Source organism: Amycolatopsis sp. NPDC089917 (assembly GCF_040684635.1).
Lineage (GTDB): Bacteria > Actinomycetota > Actinomycetes > Mycobacteriales > Pseudonocardiaceae > Amycolatopsis.
In genome coordinates, this window is record NZ_JBFBGL010000005.1 from 93833 (window position 1) to 110817 (window position 16985).

Here is a 16985-nt window from a genome sequence, read left to right on the forward strand (position 1 = left end):
TCGCCGGGGAGGGAGAGGAAAGTGGCCGGGATGGCCCTGATCGGACCATCCCGGCCATCTCTTCCCGCGCTAGAGAATGTGGTCGAAGTCGCCGGCGAACATTCCGGCGGCGAACTCCTCCCACTCGGCGCGGGTGAAGAACACCAGCGGACCTTCGGGATCGCCGGAGTTGCGGACACCGATGATCTCGGTCTTCACCACCTCCACGCATTTCCCTTCCTGGCAACGGTTACTCTTCTGGAAAGTGGCGTTCGCCCGGATCCAGTCCTCGATGTGCCCGTTCATGAGATCCTCCTGATTTCTCCGGCGACCCGTTGCCGCCGTACGAAGTCAGATTGGCCCCTGGAACTGTACGAACAGCCGCACTGACCACTGCACATCCAGCTGCACGATCGGCTGGATATCCGGCCGATCCGATCCCGTTCCGCGATCGTTCGTGTCAACGGAAGCCGAAGGCGAGAGATGACGAAAGAGCTCGAGATCTGGCGGGGAAGTGCCGTCATGTTCCACCTCTACGGGCACGTGGAGGTGAGCCTCGACGGGGAAACCCATTCACTCGGCGGAGAACGGGAGCGTGCCCTGGCGGCCAGGTTGCTGCTGGCGGACGGAAAACCGGTCTCACGCGACGCGCTGCTGGACTACTTGTGGGACGAACTGCCGAAATCCGCGGTGAACCTCTTCCATCGCGCGATGACGCTTCTTCGCCAGAACCTCACCTCGCTCGGCCTCGGCGCGGCCCTGGTCAATCGCGACGGCGTCTGCCAGCTGAAGGTCCCGGCCGAGGCAGTGGACTCTCGGCAGCTCAAAAAACTGCTCAACGAAGCCAAGACACTGGATGAGCGGACCGCGGCCGACCTGCTCCGCGAACACCTCGCCCGCTGCGGCGGTGAACCCCTGTCCGGCCTGGGAGACCACCGGCTGGACCCCGATCGACAGTCGCTGTCCGAACTGCGCAGAAGGGCGGAGCTGATGCTCTTTCGTACCGACACCCGGCTGGGCCGGGCCGAGCACCACATCCCGGATCTCATCCGGCTCTTCGAGGAAAAGCCGATCGACACCCAGATCGCGAGTCTCACGATGTACGCCTTGCACACGATGGGGCGGCAGCAGGACGCGCTCACCACCTTCGACCGGTACCAGAAGAGCCGGCAGGAGGACGGTTTGGACGTACCTCAAAAGATGCTGGACCTGCAAACCAGAATATTGCGTGACGACAAGGACTTCGTGCCCGAGCCCAAGGATTTCCCTTTCACCGACAGCGATCCCGACGTCGGCGAGAAGCCCGACGCGACGGAACGCCCCGACGAGACCGAGCAGGACCGGACCGCCCCCGCACCGCAGGTGGTCAACAACGTCAGCGGATCGATCACGGGTGACTACATCCTCTTCGGCGTCGACAACCGGAGGTCCCGGTGACCATCGAGCCGGACGAGGCCGACCCGGAACCCCCCGACCAGGAAGAGGGTCCCGCGGCGACGACCTTCGACGCCGAGACCGTCAACAACGTCCAGACCTACCTCTCGCCGTCGAAGATGTTCATCGAGAACGCCCTGTTCGGAGTGGACAACAGGACTTCCTCGAGCCGCGCCCGGGCGACCGGGCGGGTCACCGAGCAGGACATCGCCGAGGCCATCACCGCCTACGCGGTCCCGGACTGCTACCCGATGGCTTCGAAGGCGCTGAAGAACGAGAACGCGGTCGTGCTCCACGGCCCGGCGGACGTCGGGAAGCGGGCCAGCGCCATCGTGCTGCTGAGGGAGCGGACCGACGGCCCCCTGATCCTCCTTTCGCCACAGCTGCGCCTCGCCGACCTCGGTGACCGGGACTACGACCAGGGATCCGGCTACGCCCTCGTCGACCACATCGCCGTTCCCTCCACCAGCGAGCAGGAGTTCGAGTGGCGGGTGGTCCGCGAGCGGCTGGTGAAAGCGGGCGCGTACCTGGTGGTCACGACGACCACCGCGCCACCCCTGCCGATCGCCGCGGTCCAGCACGTCGGGTGGAAGCCGCCGCAACCGGACGACGTGCTCGCCAAGCGGACCTCGGCGCCGCTGTCCGAAGACGACCTGGACACCCTCACGAAGGCACTCGCCGGCTCGATCCGCATGCGGGACGTCGTCGAACTCGCGGCCCGGCTGGCCGACGGCGAATCCATGGTGAACGCCGTCGGGCATCTCGACCAGACCGCGCGGAGCAAGGTGAACGCGTGGTTCGACCGGCGCCCGAGCCGTCGGCAGATCGCCGAAGTGACCGCGCTGGCCTTCGCGCTCGGCTCCGACGACCGGCTTTTCGAATCGGTGCTCGCCTCGCTCGAACGGCATCTGCTCACCCACATGCCCGAGCCGGAAAGCACCGAGGACGTCCCGCAGGAGATCAGTCTCCCGCAGCGGCGGCACCAGCTCACCGGGGAGGACAGCCTGATCGTGCGACGGACGGTCACCTCGGAGCTCGGGCAGCGCACCGAGCTGGCCTTCGCCTCGAACTCACTGCACCGGCACGTCCTCGCCGTGTTGTGGGAGCGGATGGAGGTCGCGTTCTGGGACGCGGTCCGCGACTGGCTCAACCGCATGGCCGTCCTCGACGTCGGGGTCGGGTTCGGGCTCGCACGCCTGGCCGAGGTCGCCTTCGCCGAGGTCCGCACGCTCCTCGAACCGTGGTCCCGTGGCGACCGCGGCCTACGGGGCCAATGGGTCGCCATCCTGGTCCTGTCCACCATGGCCGTCAGCAACGAGCTGGCTCCCGCCGCGCTGCAGACCTCGACGAGATGGATCAACAGCGGCAACGCCGCGCAACGCTGGACCGCGGCGGTGGCCTTCAGCGGTGACCTCGGCAGGCGATTCCCGCATGAGGCGATGAACCGGCTGTGGCAGCTCTGCACCCAGCCGCACACGTCCTCGGGCGACCCCTCGTTCGCGCTCGCGAGACTCTTCAGCTCGCTGGCCAGCAACACCCCGGACGCCGGCATCGTGCTGACGTCGCTGGAGGGCAAGCTCAGGCGCTTCCGGGGCCCTGGCGGGAACGTCGTCATGCAGGCCGTCGCGATGAAGGCGGCGCTCGCCGTGCTGTCGATCAAGGACGACGCCAAAGACCGTCGCGCGTTCCTGCGCTACCTCGAGAAATCCCCCGGCCGCATCGGCGTGGTCGCGAAGCTGTGGGTCGCCGTCCTGGGCAACTCACCGACGCGACGGAACGCGATCCGCTCGTTGCGCGACGCGGTCGAGGACATCTCGGACCATCACGAAAACCCGGCGTGGGAGGCGGCGCGGCTCGGCGGCGCGCTCGCCGCCGAAATGACCGCGGACGAACGGGTCCGCCTCGAAGCGGAGATGCGCCGGATCACGAACCGGGAGCGGGCCGGGAACGACGAGGTCGTGACCGTCCTGTTCACCGCCCTGCTCAAAGCACTCATCCCTGAAGACACGGTCAGGAAGGAAACCCGATGAACGTCCCCTACCCGGTTGTCGAGCAGCGGACCTTGACGCCGGTGGCACCTCGGCGGCTGTTCGGTCCGAAACGGACCCGGACCCTCGACGAGATCCCGGTGGGAAGCGCGAACCACCGCCTGGTCTATCGCATCAGCGGGGAGTACGTGCTGGACAACGCCGCGCTGCCGCTCGACTCGCCCGACGTGATCGCCGCTTCGCACGTGAGCCTCGTCGACGTGGCCCAGAACGTCGAAGTGGTGGTGGAGCTGGAAATCCCGTCGAAGGACGCGGGGATGTTCACGCTTCGCGTCACCTTCGTCTGTTCGGTCAACGACGCCGCGGCGGTGGTCAGGGAAGGCTCACCGGACCTTCGGTCCTCACTTCGCGGTTACCTCAAGGGACACCACCGGCTGTTCGAACTCGGGCTCGACTTCTCCCTCGCCGAGATCAACTCGGCCCGGTTGAAGCTCAACGCCCAGGTGAAGGCGTTCACGACGATCTACCCACCCGTCTTCGTGGGAGTCGGCGCGAACCTCGCCAGTGTCGAACTGCTGACCCCGGAAGAGATCTCGGCGCTGCACAAGTCTTTGCGCGAGCAGGAGAACCAGCACACGCTGCAGAACGACGAGACGAAGTACAAGCACTTCGACGAGGTCCGTTCCCAGCGGCACACGCTCAACATGGACTCGACCCAACGCGACTTCGAGCGATACCAGTACGAGAAGGAACGGGAAACCCTGGAATCGGGGCCCGAAAGCGCGTTGATCTTCGCCTTCTCCCGGGGCGACATCAGCGCCAAGGACTTCGCCGACGAAATGGTCCGCCGTGACCAGGAGCAGCTCGAAGCGAACCGGGCCGAGTCCCGCGAAAAGCGGGAATGGGATCGGGAGGACTCCCGCGAAAAGCGGGAATGGGAGCAGGAGAAGACCCGGAACCAGTGGGAGGTGGAGCGCGAGGACCAACGGGAGTCCCGACGTCTGCACGCGCACCGGATGGACATCGAACGCGAGGACGAACGACGGCTCGAAGAGTGGGCTCGCGAGGACAAGAACCGTCAGCTCGAAGCGAACCTCACCATCATCAAGGAACTCGCCCAGCGAGGAGCCCTGGACACGGCGAACCTCAGGCTCGAAGAGGTCGTCAACAAGCTTCTCCGCAACGAGGAGGGCGGTCCGACGGCGGGCGAGTTGCCGCCGAAGCCCGAGCAGCCGACCGACGACGACCGCGTCGACGACGTCGAGGTGAGGGAAGAAGATGCCGACTGACCTCGCCGACCCGCCCGTCGCGACCGGTGATCCGGCGGCGCGGTCCTCCCTGCCGAACGACTCCGCCGTCGGTCTCTACCGGCCGGTCCGGCCCGCTCTCGGCGTCGCCAGGCGGCTGCGGAAGCTCGCCGGGATCCGCGAGGACATCCTCGACTGGGTACCGGAAGAACGGTCCAGGTACACCAGGCTCGGCGCGATCGTGCTGAACACGGGCCTGATCGCCGGGTTGTCCCTGGTGGTCGCACTGCAAAGCGTCACGAACGGCGCTTGGTGGCTGCTGCTGCCGATCGGTGTGCTGTGGGGCTACCTCATCATGACCTTCGACGGCTGGCTGATCTCCAGTACGCACGGTGTGCAGCACGTCTCGAAGCTCCGGCTGTTCCTGCCGCGCATCCTCATCTCGCTGCTGCTCGGCGCGGCCATCGCCGAACCGCTCGTGCTGTGGGTCTTCCAGCCGTCGATCCACAACAACATCGATGACCACCGGAAGAAGGTGGTGGAGGACTACGAGGGCGTGCTGCGGCGGTGCAATCCGCCGACCGGCGAACCCACCGGGACCCCGGACTGCGCCGGTTACCTGGTGAACATCCCGAACAGCCCGGCCGCGATCCAGGCCGAACTCGGTGACACGACCCGGCTGCGCAACGACACGCAGGACACCCTCGGCAAGCTGGACGGCAGGCACGCGGAGCTCGAACAACTCGCGAGGGACGAATGCGCCGGTAAATCCGGGCCGGGGTTGACCGGGGATCGCGGCGAAGGCGGCGAATGCCTCCGAAACCGGCAGAAGGCCGATCAGTTCCGGACGGACAACCAGCTCGACAAGCAGCACGCCGACCTGGTCGCCTTGAACAACAAGGTGACGGCGCTGAACGGGCAGCTGTCGACCGCGAGAGCCACCAGCGAGACCGAGATCAGCCGGGCGATCACCGCGAAGGTCGACGCGAAACGGGCGAACCTCGACGACCGCGGTCTGCTCGACGAGATCGACGCGCTCGACCGGCTCTCGGACGAGAGCACGGCCGTGTCCGTCGCCGGATGGGTGCTGCGGCTCCTGTTGATCGCGATCGACTGCATGCCGGTCTTCAGCAAGCTCATGGGCGGCACCACCTGCTACGACACCCTCGTGTCACGGCAGCTGGAGTCGGCGAAACGCCTGCACACGAAGCACGTCTCACTCTACGAACGCCGGGACAGCGTCGACCTCGACATCCTGGCGCAACGCACCGAACAGAAGCTCCGCACCAAGACCGGCGACATGGACAACGAGGAACGCATGGGCCGGGCGAAGCGCAAGCAAGAGCTGACCGCTCAGATCGATCGCCTGGCCGAACAGCTGGAAAGACGGTAACGGGCTGGGCATGGGCGTCCGGGACGCCCATGCCCGCCCCGCTAGAACCGGCCGCAGTTCCCCGCCGCCGGCTTCCCGGCGAAACGCTCGGCCAGCCAGTTCGCCGCGTTGCCCTGGGCGGCGGTGATGCCCAGGACGTGGGAGAAGACCGGGCTGAACGACGGGATGTCCTGGAAGCGCACGTCGGCGCCCTTGCCGCACCAGTCCTTGCCGAGCTGCTTGCCGATGCTCGACGGGATGACGTCGTCGTTGGGCGCGTGCTCCACCAGCACCGGCGCCGCGGGCTTCAGCGTCCCGATGCGGTTGGCCGCGACGATCCCCCGGAAGGGCTCTTGTTCCAGGTAGGCCGAGACCGGCCGCCCGTCCTTCGTCAGCTGGCTGGAGTTCTTGTACATGTACTTGAACACGGCGTCCAGCGTGCAGGTGGTGCGCGCCTCGTCGAAAAGCTGCTTGCCGGCGTCGTTGGCCAGGTCGAGGATTCCGGCTTCCGGATAGGCCGCGTTCAGGCCGATCAGCGAGTAACCCAGGAATCCGACGTACATCCCGCCGTCGAGGCTTTTCGCGAGTACGGCTTTGTCCGCGGGAGCCGCGCCGACATAAGCGCCCTTCAGGTCGAGTTCGGGCGCGTACGCGGGCGCCAGTTCGACGGCCGAAGCCGAAGCGCCGCCGCCTTCCGAATAGCCCGCGACACCGACGGGTGACGCTGCCGACAGCTCGGTGCCGGGCAGTCGCTGCGCCGCCCGCAGGACGTCGAGTACCGCGTGCGCTTCGGCCTCTCGCACCACATACGTGTGCTCGCCCGGTGTCCCGAGACCTTGGTAGTCGGTCTGGGCGACCGCGAAACCCTTGTCCAGCAGGGAAGTCACGAAGGAACTCTGGAACGACGACACGAAGTCACCGCCCTCGCCCGCCAGCGCCTTCGACGGCGCGCACTGGTCGCCCATGCCCGCGGTGAAGGGCGCGTACGCCACGATCGGCCGTTGCCCCGGCCCGCCCCATGCCTTGTCCGGCACCAGAACCGTGCCCGTCACGGGGATCGCGCGGTTCGCGGTGTCCCGGCTCAGGTACATGACCCTGGTCGACTTGGCTCCGGTGAACTGCGACGGCAACGTCTTGAGCACGTCGCCGTCGGCTCCCCGCGGAAGCGGTGACGGCGGCTCGTAGAAACCGGGATCGGCGACGGCGGGCGCGGCGCCGAAGGACAGCAGGGCGGCGGCGAGACCGGCGGTCACCGCACCGGACGTCACCGCGCGCAGACGGGGGAACCGGCAGGAAAAAGGCATGCTGAACTCCACGGATGAGTTCGGTTTCCTCTCGCGGGATCGGCGAGAGGAACCCACAGTGGAGGCAGCCGGGAAGGGCGTCAACCGGCGATTTCGAGCGTTGTCAGCTCACTGAGCGCACGTTTTCGCGTTTTTGTGATCCGCGGCCGGATGACCGTGACCGGCCCCGGAACGCCCGAAGGCCCCCACCCGGTTCGGATGGAGGCCTTCGGCGTGGAAAAAGTCAGATGGCGACGACGCGCTGGGCCTGCGGGCCCTTCTGACCTTGGCCGATCTCGAACTCGACGCGCTGCCCCTCGTCCAGGGTCTTGAAGCCGCTGCCCTGAATCTCGGAGTAGTGCACGAAAACGTCCGGTCCGCCGTCGTCCTGAGCGATGAAGCCGAAGCCCTTTTCGCCGTTGAACCACTTGACGCTGCCCTGAGCCATACTTTTCTACCTGCTCTTCATAGCGAGTCTGAGCTCATTCGATGCCCAGATCTCGCCGAACATTCTCGCAGGTCTTGCCCCGTTGCACACCTCCCCGTGCCGAATTCCCACAGATCCCCAGGTCAACGTCACCCTTGGCGAGTCGGCCGGATGGTCAGATCCCCGATCTCGACGTCCTCGGGCTGCTCGATCGCGAAGGCGATCGCCCTCCCGACCGCCCTCGGGTCGATCCCGAGCTCGGCGTTGCCGGAGAAGTCGGTGCGGACGTAGCCGGGTGAGATCGACGTCGTCCGCAGCGTCCCGTCGGTGTTCTCCTGCCGCAGGCCCTCCATCAGCGTCCGGACCGCGTTCTTCGTCCCGGCGTACACCGCCTGGGTGGGGACGATCCGCAGGCCGGCCGTCGAAACCACGGAGACGAAGTGGCCACCGCCCTGGCTGCGGAACACCGGCAGGGCGGCCGCGATCCCGTGCAGGATCCCCTTGAGGTTCACGTCGACCATCGCCGCCCAGCCCTCGACGTCCAGGTCGGCGACCGGGCTGATCGTGGCGACCCCGGCGTTGCCCACGAAGACGTCCAAGCGGCCGAACCGTTCGAGGGCGACGTCGACCAGGGCTTTCAGGTCGCCGGGGTCGGTGACGTCCACGTGGACGGCGGCCGCCTTGCCGCCCTCCGCCTCGATCTCGGCGACCAACCTGTCCAGCCGGTCGATGCGGCGCGCGCCGAGGACGACGGACGCGCCGCGCGAGGCGAGGTGACGGGCGGTCGCTTCGCCGATCCCGCTGCTGGCGCCGGTGACGGCGACGACCTTGCCGTGAAGGGTCATGAACATCCTCCGCCTAGAGTGGACACATGTCCGGTTACCCCGACCACCCTAGCGGACACGTGTCCGCTTCTGCTGAGAACGGCGTTTCACGACGTGCCGACGCCCAGCGCAACCGTGAACGGATCCTTCGAGCGGCACGCGAGCTCGTCCACGAGCCGGGCGAGCTGAAGCTCAACGCGGTCGCGAAGGCCTGCGGCATCGGCCAGGGAACCCTCTACCGGCACTTCCCGACCCGCGAAGACCTCCTCGCCGAGGTGTACCGCCGCGACGTCGAGGACCTGGTCGCCGCGGCTCCGCGGCTGCTGGAGGCACACCGGCCGGTGGACGCGCTGGCGGCGTGGTTCGACCGGGTGGCCGCCTACGCGAGGGTGAAACGCGACGTGTTCGCGGCCGTCGAGGCGGCGACGTGGCGCGACCTCGCCGCCCACAGCCTCGGCCCGATCGGCGAGGCGGTGGAACTGCTGCTGGCGGCCGGCCGCTCGGACGGCAGCCTCCGCGCCGACGCCGAGGCGCGCGACGTCATCGTCCTCATCAGCTGGCTGACCCGGCTGGACGACGCCGAACTCGACACGCGCGGCCCGCGGCTGCTGTCGATCCTGGTCGACGGTCTCCGCGCGAGGGCCTGACCGCGGGCCCTCGCGACGTCAGTGCGCTTCCGGTTCCGAGCCGAGCCGGTACTGCACGGGACGGCCGTCCGCGTCCTGGACCGGGACCGGCTTGCCCTCGGCGTCCACGATCTTGCCGTCGACGATCTTGTCGCCGTTTTCGAGCCGGGAGAAGGCCTTGAGGTCGGAGTAGTCGATCACCCGGGTCGCCGTCGCGAACACCGACGGGTCGCTGCCCGCCTTGCCCGGCTTCAGATGGTTGAACACCAGGTTCAGCACGACGGCCAGGAGCGCGGCGGAGCTGATCCCCGAGTGGAAGATCGTGCCGACCCAGCCCGGGAAATGGTGGTAGAAGTCCGGGACCGCGATCGGGACCATGCCCAGACCGACCGAAGCCGCGACGATGACCAGGTTCAGGTTCCCGTCGTAGTCCACTTTGGACAGCGTCTTGATGCCGGACGCCGCGACCGTGCCGAAGAGCACGAGACCGGCGCCGCCCAGGACCGGATAAGGGATCGCGGCGACCACGCGGCCGAGGATCGGGAGCATCCCGAGGACCAGCAGGACCACGCCGCCGGCGGTCACCACGAACCTGCTCCGGACGCCGGTGATCGCGACCAGGCCGACGTTCTGGGCGAACGCGCTCTGGGTGAAGCCGTTGAAGACCGGCGCGATCGCCGAAGACGCCATGTCGGCGCGCAGGCCGTCGCCGATCCGGCGCCTGCCGACGCGCGTCCCGACGATCTCCCCCACCGCGAGGAGGTCGGCCGTGGTCTCGGTGAGGGTCACCAGCACGACGATGGACATCGAGACGATCGCGGCGATGTCGAAGGTCGGCGCCCCGAAGCTGAACGGCGTCGGCAGCGCGAAGATCGGGCCGTCCGTGACCTTGGAGAAGTCGGCCTTGCCCAGCAGGGCGGCCAGCACGGTGCCCACCACGATCGACAGCAGGATCGAGAGCCGGGAGATCGCCGGGACGGCGACCTTGCTGAGCACCAGCACGATCGTCAGCGTCAGCGCGGCCAGCCCGATGTTGGAGACCGAGCCGAAGTCCGGCGCCTTGTCGTTGTTGCCCATCGCCCACTTCGCCGCGACCGGCATCAGGCTGAGCCCGATCACCGTGATCACCGTCCCGGTGACGACCGGCGGGAAGTACTTCACCAGCCGCGAGAACACCGGCGTGATGAGCAGGCCGAGCACCGAGGAGGCGATCACCGCGCCGAAGACGCCGGGGAGTCCGCCGTCGGCCACGATCGCGGTCATCGTCGCCACACCGGCGAACGAGGTGCCCTGGACCAGCGGCAGCCGGGAGCCGAAGAACGGCACGCCGTACGACTGCAGGATCGTCGCCAGACCCCCGATGAACAGGCACGACGCGACGAGCAGCCCGATCTCGGACGGCGAGACGCCCGCGGCGCCGCCGATGATCAGCGGCGGCGCGATGATCCCGCCGTACATCGTCAGGACGTGCTGGAAGCCGTAGGTGAAACTCTTGCCGATCCCGAGCCGTTCGTCCTCGGGCCCACCCCTCGCGGCCGCTGCCGTCTGCGTCCTCTTCACCATGGATCCGCCTCTCGGTAGAAGCGAGCGATGCCGGGCAATTTCGATCTGCGGAGGTTAACTTCCGCATAGCAGAACGGCAAGACCCGAATTCGGCGGGGTGATCTTCGAATCCGGATGGCGCGGATCACCTGACCGTTGCATCCAGGCAAGTCGCTTTGGTATACCAAATAGGGCTTGTCGAGAAAGGTGTCCTCAGTGTTGATCCGGGACGTCCGCCCCTGGGGTGGACAGCGCAGTGACGTCGAAGTGGCCGAGGGCCGGATCACCGCGATACGGCCGCACGACCCCGCCGCCGCTCCGGCGCCCGACACCGTCGAAGGGCGCGGGCGGCTGCTGTTCCCGTCGTTCAGCGACGTGCACGTCCACTTGGATTCGACCCGCGTCGGCCTGCCGTTCCGGCCGCACACCGGCGCGCCGGGCGTGTGGGCGATGATGCTGAACGACCGCGAGAACTGGCGCGACGCCGAGGTCCCGCTGCCCGAGCGGGTCGCCGGGACGCTGGAGCGGATGATCGCCAACGGCACCACGCGGGTGCGCTCCTACGCGCAGGTGGACGTCGACTGCAAGCTGGAGAAACTCGACGCCGTCCTCGCCGCGAAGGAGCGCTTCGCCGGGCACGCGGACGTCGAGATCATGGCGTTCCCGCAGGCCGGGATCCTGCGCGAACCCGGCACCGTGGACGTGCTGGAGGCCTCGCTGCGCTCGGGCGCCACCGTCGTCGGCGGGATCGACCCGTGCTCGCTGGACAAGGACCCCAAGGGACATCTCGACGTCGTGTTCGGCCTCGCCGAGAAGTACGGCGTGGAGGTCGACATCCACCTGCACGAACCCGGCCACCTGGGCGTCTTCTCGACGGATCTGGTGATCGAGCGGGTCCGCGCGCTGGACATGCGCGGCAAGGTCACCCTGTCCCACGCGTACGAGCTGGGGTCGATCTCGGAATCGGTCAGCCGCCGCCTGATCGACACGTTCGCGGAACTGGACATCGCGATGGCGACCGTCGCGCCGTCCACCGACGGCCAGCTTTCCCTGGCGGACCTGACGACCGCGGGCGTGCGCGTCGGCCTGGGCGAGGACGGTCAGCGGGACTACTGGAGCCCGTACGGCAACTGCGACCTGCTCGACCGCACCTGGCAGCTGGCCTTCACCCACGGCTACCGCCGCGACGACCTGATCGAGATGGCTCTGGCCGTCGCGACGATGGGCGGCGCTTCGATCCTGAGCCACGACGTCCCGCGGCTGGCGAGCGTCGCCGACCGGCCCGGCGTGGCCGTGGGCGACCGCGCCGACCTGCTGCTGGTGGACGGCGAAACCCCGACGAGCGCGGTGATGGACCGCGGCAAGGACCGCACGGTGCTGCACGACGGCGTCGTCGTGGCGGACGGCCTCTCGGTGCTGAAGGTCTGACGGTCAGAGCTCGCCGGCTCGTTCGTACAGCTTCCGCACGGGCTCGGTGAAGGCGGCGCCGCTGAGGTCCGTCGTCACGCCGTCCTCGTTCATCGTCCCCCGGCTCGTGACGCTGAAGATGGTGCCCTTGCCGGTCACGGGATCGAAGTCCCGCAGCCACGGCCCGCCGCTGGAGCCGCCCGCGAGGTCGCAATCGGTGTTCCACGTCGCGTTGACCGAGTTCTCCTCGAACGTGGCGGGCCGCTCGCAGGAGAACAACGCCTCACCGGCGGCCGCTTGCGAAACGGGGTAGCCGAGCATGGTCGTGTCCACAGTGGACGGAAGCTTCCCGAACGAGATGTCCTGGGTGCCCGCGACGTCCGCGACGTGATGACCGTCGATCGGATCCAGGGCGAGCACCGCGTCGTCGTCCGACCCGCTCATCGGCCCCGAATACGTGCTGGACCAGGCGAAGGCCCGGGCGGCGAACACCCCGTGCGGCGCTTCGCCGTGGTCGTAACCCGGGACGAAGACGACGTTGACGATCTTGATCGGGTTGTCGAACCGGTCCAGCCCGCCGTTCACGCAGTGCCCGGCGGTGAAGGCCACGTCCTTGCTGGAGCTGGGAACCACCGTCGCCGTGCAGGAGCCGTCGACCCCGGGCTGGGCGGTGAAGAACAGCCGTCCGACCCCCGCGGGCACCGGCCCCTCCCATTCGCGGCCGATCTTCTCCGCGGGCGGCAAGTTCTCGTCACCCACCCACTGACGCATCCGCTCCGGCGTCCAGTGCGCCAGCGCCGCCGCCCGGTCGGCCTCGCTCACCGTCGTCACCACCTGGTCGTCGGCAGCGGACGCCGGCGCGGCGACCACCACCGTCGCGGCTCCGAGAGCGGCCGACAGGGCGACGACACGGCGAACTGCGTTCTTCACGTCCATGATCAAGAGACGTTCCGGCCGCCGCGAAGGTTGTTCACCGATCAGGTGCCGCCGGCGAAACCTTTCAGCTGATCGGCTTCCAGCTTTTCGAGCGTCCGTCGCAACCAGGTGATCTCGGCGCTCGCCATGGCCCGCTGGTAGTCCGCGTCGACGAGGTGGATCGGGTCCACCGGCCCGTCGAAATCGGCCAGCCGGGCGTCGATCTCGGTCTCGAATCCGGCGAGGCTCCGTTCGCGGGTTTCGAGCCGTTCGCGCAACACGGCCACCGCGTCGGATCTCGAGATCGAAGCCAGGAACGCCAGCGCCGCGGGGAACTCCGGATACTCCATGGCGGGGACACGCAGCATGTCGCGCACCCATTCCCTGGACACCTGGACACCGCGCTCGGTGGTGCGGAAGACGGTGCGCTCCGGACGGTTCTCGTCCTTGGCCGTCTCGTGCACGGCGATCAGCCCGTCTCGCTCCAGCCGTCGCATCGTCTGATAGATCGCGTTTCGCTGACTGACATTGATGACACGGTCCTTGTCCCATTCGACGATCCGCCGGCGCAGCCCGTACGGGTGCTTGGGTTCGACGGCGAGGAGAAGCAGGACGGCCATGGCCAACGGAGAACGGCGGACGGTCGCCGTGTCCGTCTCCTCGTCGTTCGGTTGTCCGGTCACGAAGTAATCATTTCAGCCTCTCCGCAGGATCGCGCGAAACGCCTGGGTCAGCGCCTCCGAAGGCCGGGCTGTCGCCGGACTCAGCCACGCCACATAGCCGTCGGGACGGATCAGCGCGGCACCGCCCGCACCGACCGGATAGCGCTCGCCCCAGGAGTTCTCCAGATCGGTGAGGTCGGCGGCCACACCGATCCGGAACGCCTGGAGCGGGACGGAAAGCCGATCCGAGACCTCACCCGCGGCCTCGACCCACGCGGCGCCGTCCGCGCCGGCGAACAGGACGAAGCCACGGCCGAACAGGTCGTGCGTCGACAGCCGCGTACCGTCGCGCTCCACCCACAGGTGTGGCGCGCGCACCCCCGGCTCCGCCATCTTGCACAGCGTGTCACCGAACGCGGTGTCGTGCCCGGGGCCGACGACCGCCGAGGACCAGTAGCGCTGCCCCAGCGTCCACAGCCGATCGTCCGTGGCGTCGTCCTCGCTCTCGGCGCCGGTGCGCTTCATCTGCCTGTGCACCACGAGGTCCGACAGTTCGACGGCGACGGTGTGCCGCTCGTCGTGGTAGGTGTCGAGCAGGCCCTCGCCCGCCCAGCCGTGCACCACGCCGGCGATCTTCCACGCCAGGTTGTAGCCGTCCTGCACCCCGGTGTTGGCGCCCATCGCACCCGCGGGCGGCCACACGTGCGCGGCGTCGCCCGCGAGGAACACGCGGCCGTCGCGGTACCGGTCGGCGATGCCGATGGCCTGTTCCCAAGCGGCCACGTCTTCGATCTCCACCGCCAGGTCGTCCCGGCCGACCGCGGCCCGGACGTCCGCGACACAGCGCTCGGTGGTGAAGTCGGCGATCGACTCGCCCGCCGCCGGCTCGTAACCGACGCTCATTCCCCAGCGGTTCTTTTCGGCCGTAGTCACCAGGCCGGCCCCGACTTTCTCGTTCACGACGATCCAGAACAGCGCCGGCTTCGGCACGAACTCCGACAGGTCGGCGCGGAAGACGATGCTCACCGAATGCTGGATCACGCCGGGGCCGGTGCGGTGGATGCCGAGCCGCTCCCGGATCGGGCTGCGGTGCCCGTCCGCGGCGACGACGTAGTCGGCCCGCACGGTCTGCTCGACGCCCGTCGCCCGGTCGCGGACGACTGCGATCACGCCGTCGTCTTCGGTGGCGAGAGAGACCAGTTCGGTGCCGAAGCGGTGCCTGGCACCCAGCTCACGAGCGGCGGCGATCAGGATCGGCTCGACCGCGTTCTGGTCGGCCTGGCAGAACTCGCCGGGGCTGAGATCGGGCCAGCTCCGCGGCACGGCGTCACCGAACAGCCAATGCCATTCGCCCGCCAGTGTCTCGCAGCGGGCGACGCCCCAGTCGTCCTCGAAGGGCTTGCCGACCTCCCGGATGGCCTTCTCCAGACCCAGCGCGCGGTAGATCTCCATGGTCCGCTGGTTGATCCCCCGCGCCCGGCCCTGGATCGAAACACCCGGATGCCGGTCGACCAGCAAGGCACGAACACCCTGTTCAGCCAGGAACAAGGTGGTCGCCAACCCGACCAGGCCGCCGCCCACCACCAAGACCGGAACCCGTTCGTCGTCCGCCATGCGTCTCCCCCTTCGAAGGATCTTTGCGCTGTCGTCAGCCAGTGATCCTGATAGTCATGAAATTACTAGTTATATTATGACCAAGTCAAGGCAGCGGTTTCGGGAGAATGGGCGCATGATCGGTGACCGCTGGGGCGTGAGCGACGACGAGATCGCGCGCCCCTACCCGTGCGACGACTTCGTCACCTCACCCACCCTTCGGGCCTGGCGGGGCGTGAGCATCGAGGCGCCCGCCGAGGCCGTGTGGCCGTGGGTCGTGCAACTGAGGCTCGCGCCGTATTCGTACGACTGGATCGACAACCTCGGCCGCCGCTCACCTCGCGAGCTCAGAGACCTTCCCGAACCTCAGGCCGGCGACAAGTTCACCGCCGCCGGCGGGCGCGAACTCGGCCGGATCGTCTCGGTCGCATCCGGGGAACAGTTGACGGGCGCCATCATGGGCGCCTTCATGTCCTACGTGGTCGTGCCGCGGGATCGCGACACTTCGCGGCTGCTGCTGAAGGTCGTCATGCGCACCAACCGCTTGGTGGCCGTCGGGGTTTCCGTCGGCGACCTGGTCATGGCGCGACGGCAGTTGCTCAACTTCAAGCGGCTCGCCGAACGGCACCGATCGGGTCACTCACCAGGCTGACTCCCGTTGTGCCGACCGCCGACTGCGGCTGGACTGGTCCGGGTACAGCGGATCTCACGCACGACGGAGGGACATACCCATGTTCGACCGCTCGGGTCGCAGGCTGGTCGCAGTACTGCTTTCCTTGGCCACGGTCACTTTGCCGGCCGGCCCGATCGCGTCGGCCTCGCCCAGAGCCGGAGCGGAACCACAGTCCACAGTGAACGGTGGCGACGCGATGTACACCGTCTCGCCGGGACCCGGCCGCGAACCGTACTACTGCTCGGCGGGATTCGCGATCGTCGTCGAGAGCGTCCGCTACATCCTCACGGCGGGGCACTGCACCGAGCACGGGCTCGACTGGAAGGACATCGGTCCCAACGTGGACACCCACTTCCCGGTCACCGACTACGGGCGCCTCCGGGACGTCTCCGGCTCCGGGGCCGGCCGGGTCGACCTCTACGACGGCCGCACCCAGCGGATCCTGCGCGCGGGCACCCCGCGGGTGGGGCAGGAAGTGTGCAAGAGCGGCATGAGCACCAAGAAGACGTGCGGGAAGGTCCTCGGCCTCAACCAGACCGTGAACTACGGCGACGGCAAGCAGGTCATCGGCACGATCGCCACCGACATCCCCATCGAGAGCGGCGACAGCGGCGGCCCGCTGTTCTCCGGCGCCACCGGCTACGGGGTGCTGTCCGGCGGGAACAGCCGGGTCAGCTTCTACCAGCCACTGCCGGCCGTGCTCGCCGCCTACCGGGCACGCCTCGCCTGACGGGCTGGTCAGCGGGGATGTTCGAAAGAGTGGGCCGCCTGGGGCTCGAACCCAGAACCTACGGATTAAAAGCCCACGGGTTCGACCGCGATGATCTTGAAACGATCTTCGACCACAGGGGTTCTACCTGCGGTTTTCTTGACGCTCAAGATCATGTTCGCGTTAGCCAACGGCCGATCTGGGCTCCGTTATGTCTCCGTTCTTCCTGCTGTGCTCAATGGCCATCAGTAGAAACGTGGTGACGTGGAGGACAGTCTCGGACCGTCGGTCTTTAGCCAGCTCC

16 protein-coding genes are annotated in these 16985 nt (G+C 68.0%); 8 read left to right on the forward strand and 8 right to left on the reverse strand.

Features of this window, described 5'->3' with window-relative positions:
• Positions 1 to 69: 69 nt before the first annotated feature.
• Complete coding sequence (locus AB0N89_RS05950) at positions 70 to 285, reverse strand: DUF397 domain-containing protein (RefSeq protein ID WP_364200644.1); 216 nt, start codon at positions 283 to 285, stop codon at positions 70 to 72.
• Between the two features lie 177 nt (positions 286 to 462).
• Between AB0N89_RS05950 and AB0N89_RS05955 the strand changes: the two genes are divergently transcribed.
• From AB0N89_RS05955 to AB0N89_RS05970, 4 genes are read left to right on the forward strand one after another with little or no spacing between them, the layout of a single operon-like run.
• The gene (locus AB0N89_RS05955; protein WP_364200646.1) at positions 463 to 1416 is read left to right on the forward strand and encodes a bacterial transcriptional activator domain-containing protein; all 954 of its coding nucleotides are present in this window, start codon (positions 463 to 465) and stop codon (positions 1414 to 1416) included.
• Positions 1413 to 3443 carry a hypothetical protein gene (locus AB0N89_RS05960; protein WP_364200648.1) on the forward strand — a complete coding sequence of 677 codons (2031 nt, stop codon included), beginning with the start codon at positions 1413 to 1415 and terminating at the stop codon, positions 3441 to 3443. The genes AB0N89_RS05955 and AB0N89_RS05960 overlap by 4 nt, the downstream gene beginning before the upstream one ends.
• Complete coding sequence (locus AB0N89_RS05965) at positions 3440 to 4690, forward strand: hypothetical protein (RefSeq protein ID WP_364200650.1); 1251 nt, start codon at positions 3440 to 3442, stop codon at positions 4688 to 4690. The genes AB0N89_RS05960 and AB0N89_RS05965 overlap by 4 nt, the downstream gene beginning before the upstream one ends.
• The gene (locus tag AB0N89_RS05970) at positions 4680 to 6041 is read left to right on the forward strand and encodes a DUF4407 domain-containing protein (RefSeq protein ID WP_364200652.1); all 1362 of its coding nucleotides are present in this window, start codon (positions 4680 to 4682) and stop codon (positions 6039 to 6041) included. Before AB0N89_RS05965 ends, AB0N89_RS05970 begins: the two co-directional genes overlap by 11 nt.
• Positions 6042 to 6082: 41 nt before the next feature.
• Here the strand turns inward: AB0N89_RS05970 and AB0N89_RS05975 are convergent, their stop codons facing one another.
• The 3 genes from AB0N89_RS05975 to AB0N89_RS05985 form a co-directional block, all read right to left on the reverse strand.
• Positions 6083 to 7336 carry a lipase family protein gene (locus AB0N89_RS05975; protein ID WP_364200654.1) on the reverse strand — a complete coding sequence of 418 codons (1254 nt, stop codon included), beginning with the start codon at positions 7334 to 7336 and terminating at the stop codon, positions 6083 to 6085.
• A gap of 211 nt (positions 7337 to 7547) precedes the next feature.
• Entirely contained in the window at positions 7548 to 7751 is a 204-nt protein-coding gene (locus tag AB0N89_RS05980; RefSeq protein WP_364200656.1) for a cold-shock protein, read from the reverse strand.
• A gap of 128 nt (positions 7752 to 7879) precedes the next feature.
• Positions 7880 to 8575 (reverse strand): SDR family oxidoreductase, encoded by a 696-nt coding sequence (locus tag AB0N89_RS05985; RefSeq protein WP_364200658.1) that lies wholly within the window; start codon positions 8573 to 8575, stop codon positions 7880 to 7882.
• 59 nt (positions 8576 to 8634) lie between these two features.
• Here AB0N89_RS05985 and AB0N89_RS05990 point away from each other — a divergent pair, with 59 nt between their 5' ends.
• Positions 8635 to 9201: a helix-turn-helix domain-containing protein gene (locus tag AB0N89_RS05990; RefSeq protein ID WP_364200660.1), complete on the forward strand. Its 567-nt coding sequence runs from the start codon at positions 8635 to 8637 to the stop codon at positions 9199 to 9201.
• Between the two features lie 18 nt (positions 9202 to 9219).
• Here AB0N89_RS05990 and AB0N89_RS05995 read toward each other — a convergent pair whose 3' ends face one another.
• Entirely contained in the window at positions 9220 to 10743 is a 1524-nt protein-coding gene (locus AB0N89_RS05995; RefSeq protein WP_364200662.1) for a nucleobase:cation symporter-2 family protein, read from the reverse strand.
• Between the two features lie 195 nt (positions 10744 to 10938).
• Between AB0N89_RS05995 and AB0N89_RS06000 the strand changes: the two genes are divergently transcribed.
• Complete coding sequence (locus AB0N89_RS06000) at positions 10939 to 12150, forward strand: amidohydrolase family protein (protein ID WP_364200663.1); 1212 nt, start codon at positions 10939 to 10941, stop codon at positions 12148 to 12150.
• Between the two features lie 3 nt (positions 12151 to 12153).
• Here the strand turns inward: AB0N89_RS06000 and AB0N89_RS06005 are convergent, their stop codons facing one another.
• Genes AB0N89_RS06005 through AB0N89_RS06015 form a run of 3 tightly spaced genes read right to left on the reverse strand, consistent with a single transcriptional unit; the run spans position 12154 to position 15320 of the window.
• Complete coding sequence (locus AB0N89_RS06005; RefSeq protein WP_364200665.1) at positions 12154 to 13065, reverse strand: hypothetical protein; 912 nt, start codon at positions 13063 to 13065, stop codon at positions 12154 to 12156.
• A 41-nt stretch (positions 13066 to 13106) separates the two neighbouring features.
• On the reverse strand, positions 13107 to 13727 hold the full coding sequence (locus AB0N89_RS06010; RefSeq protein WP_364200666.1) for a PadR family transcriptional regulator: 621 nt from the start codon (positions 13725 to 13727) through the stop codon (positions 13107 to 13109).
• Positions 13728 to 13739: 12 nt separating this feature from the next.
• Positions 13740 to 15320 carry an FAD-dependent monooxygenase gene (locus AB0N89_RS06015; RefSeq protein ID WP_364200668.1) on the reverse strand — a complete coding sequence of 527 codons (1581 nt, stop codon included), beginning with the start codon at positions 15318 to 15320 and terminating at the stop codon, positions 13740 to 13742.
• A gap of 115 nt (positions 15321 to 15435) precedes the next feature.
• On the opposite strand from AB0N89_RS06015, the gene AB0N89_RS06020 reads away from it, so the two are divergent.
• The gene (locus AB0N89_RS06020; protein WP_364200670.1) at positions 15436 to 15951 is read left to right on the forward strand and encodes a polyketide cyclase; all 516 of its coding nucleotides are present in this window, start codon (positions 15436 to 15438) and stop codon (positions 15949 to 15951) included.
• A gap of 79 nt (positions 15952 to 16030) precedes the next feature.
• Positions 16031 to 16702, forward strand: coding sequence for a S1 family peptidase (locus AB0N89_RS06025; protein ID WP_364200672.1), 672 nt, complete (start codon positions 16031 to 16033; stop codon positions 16700 to 16702).
• Positions 16703 to 16985: the final 283 nt, after the last annotated feature.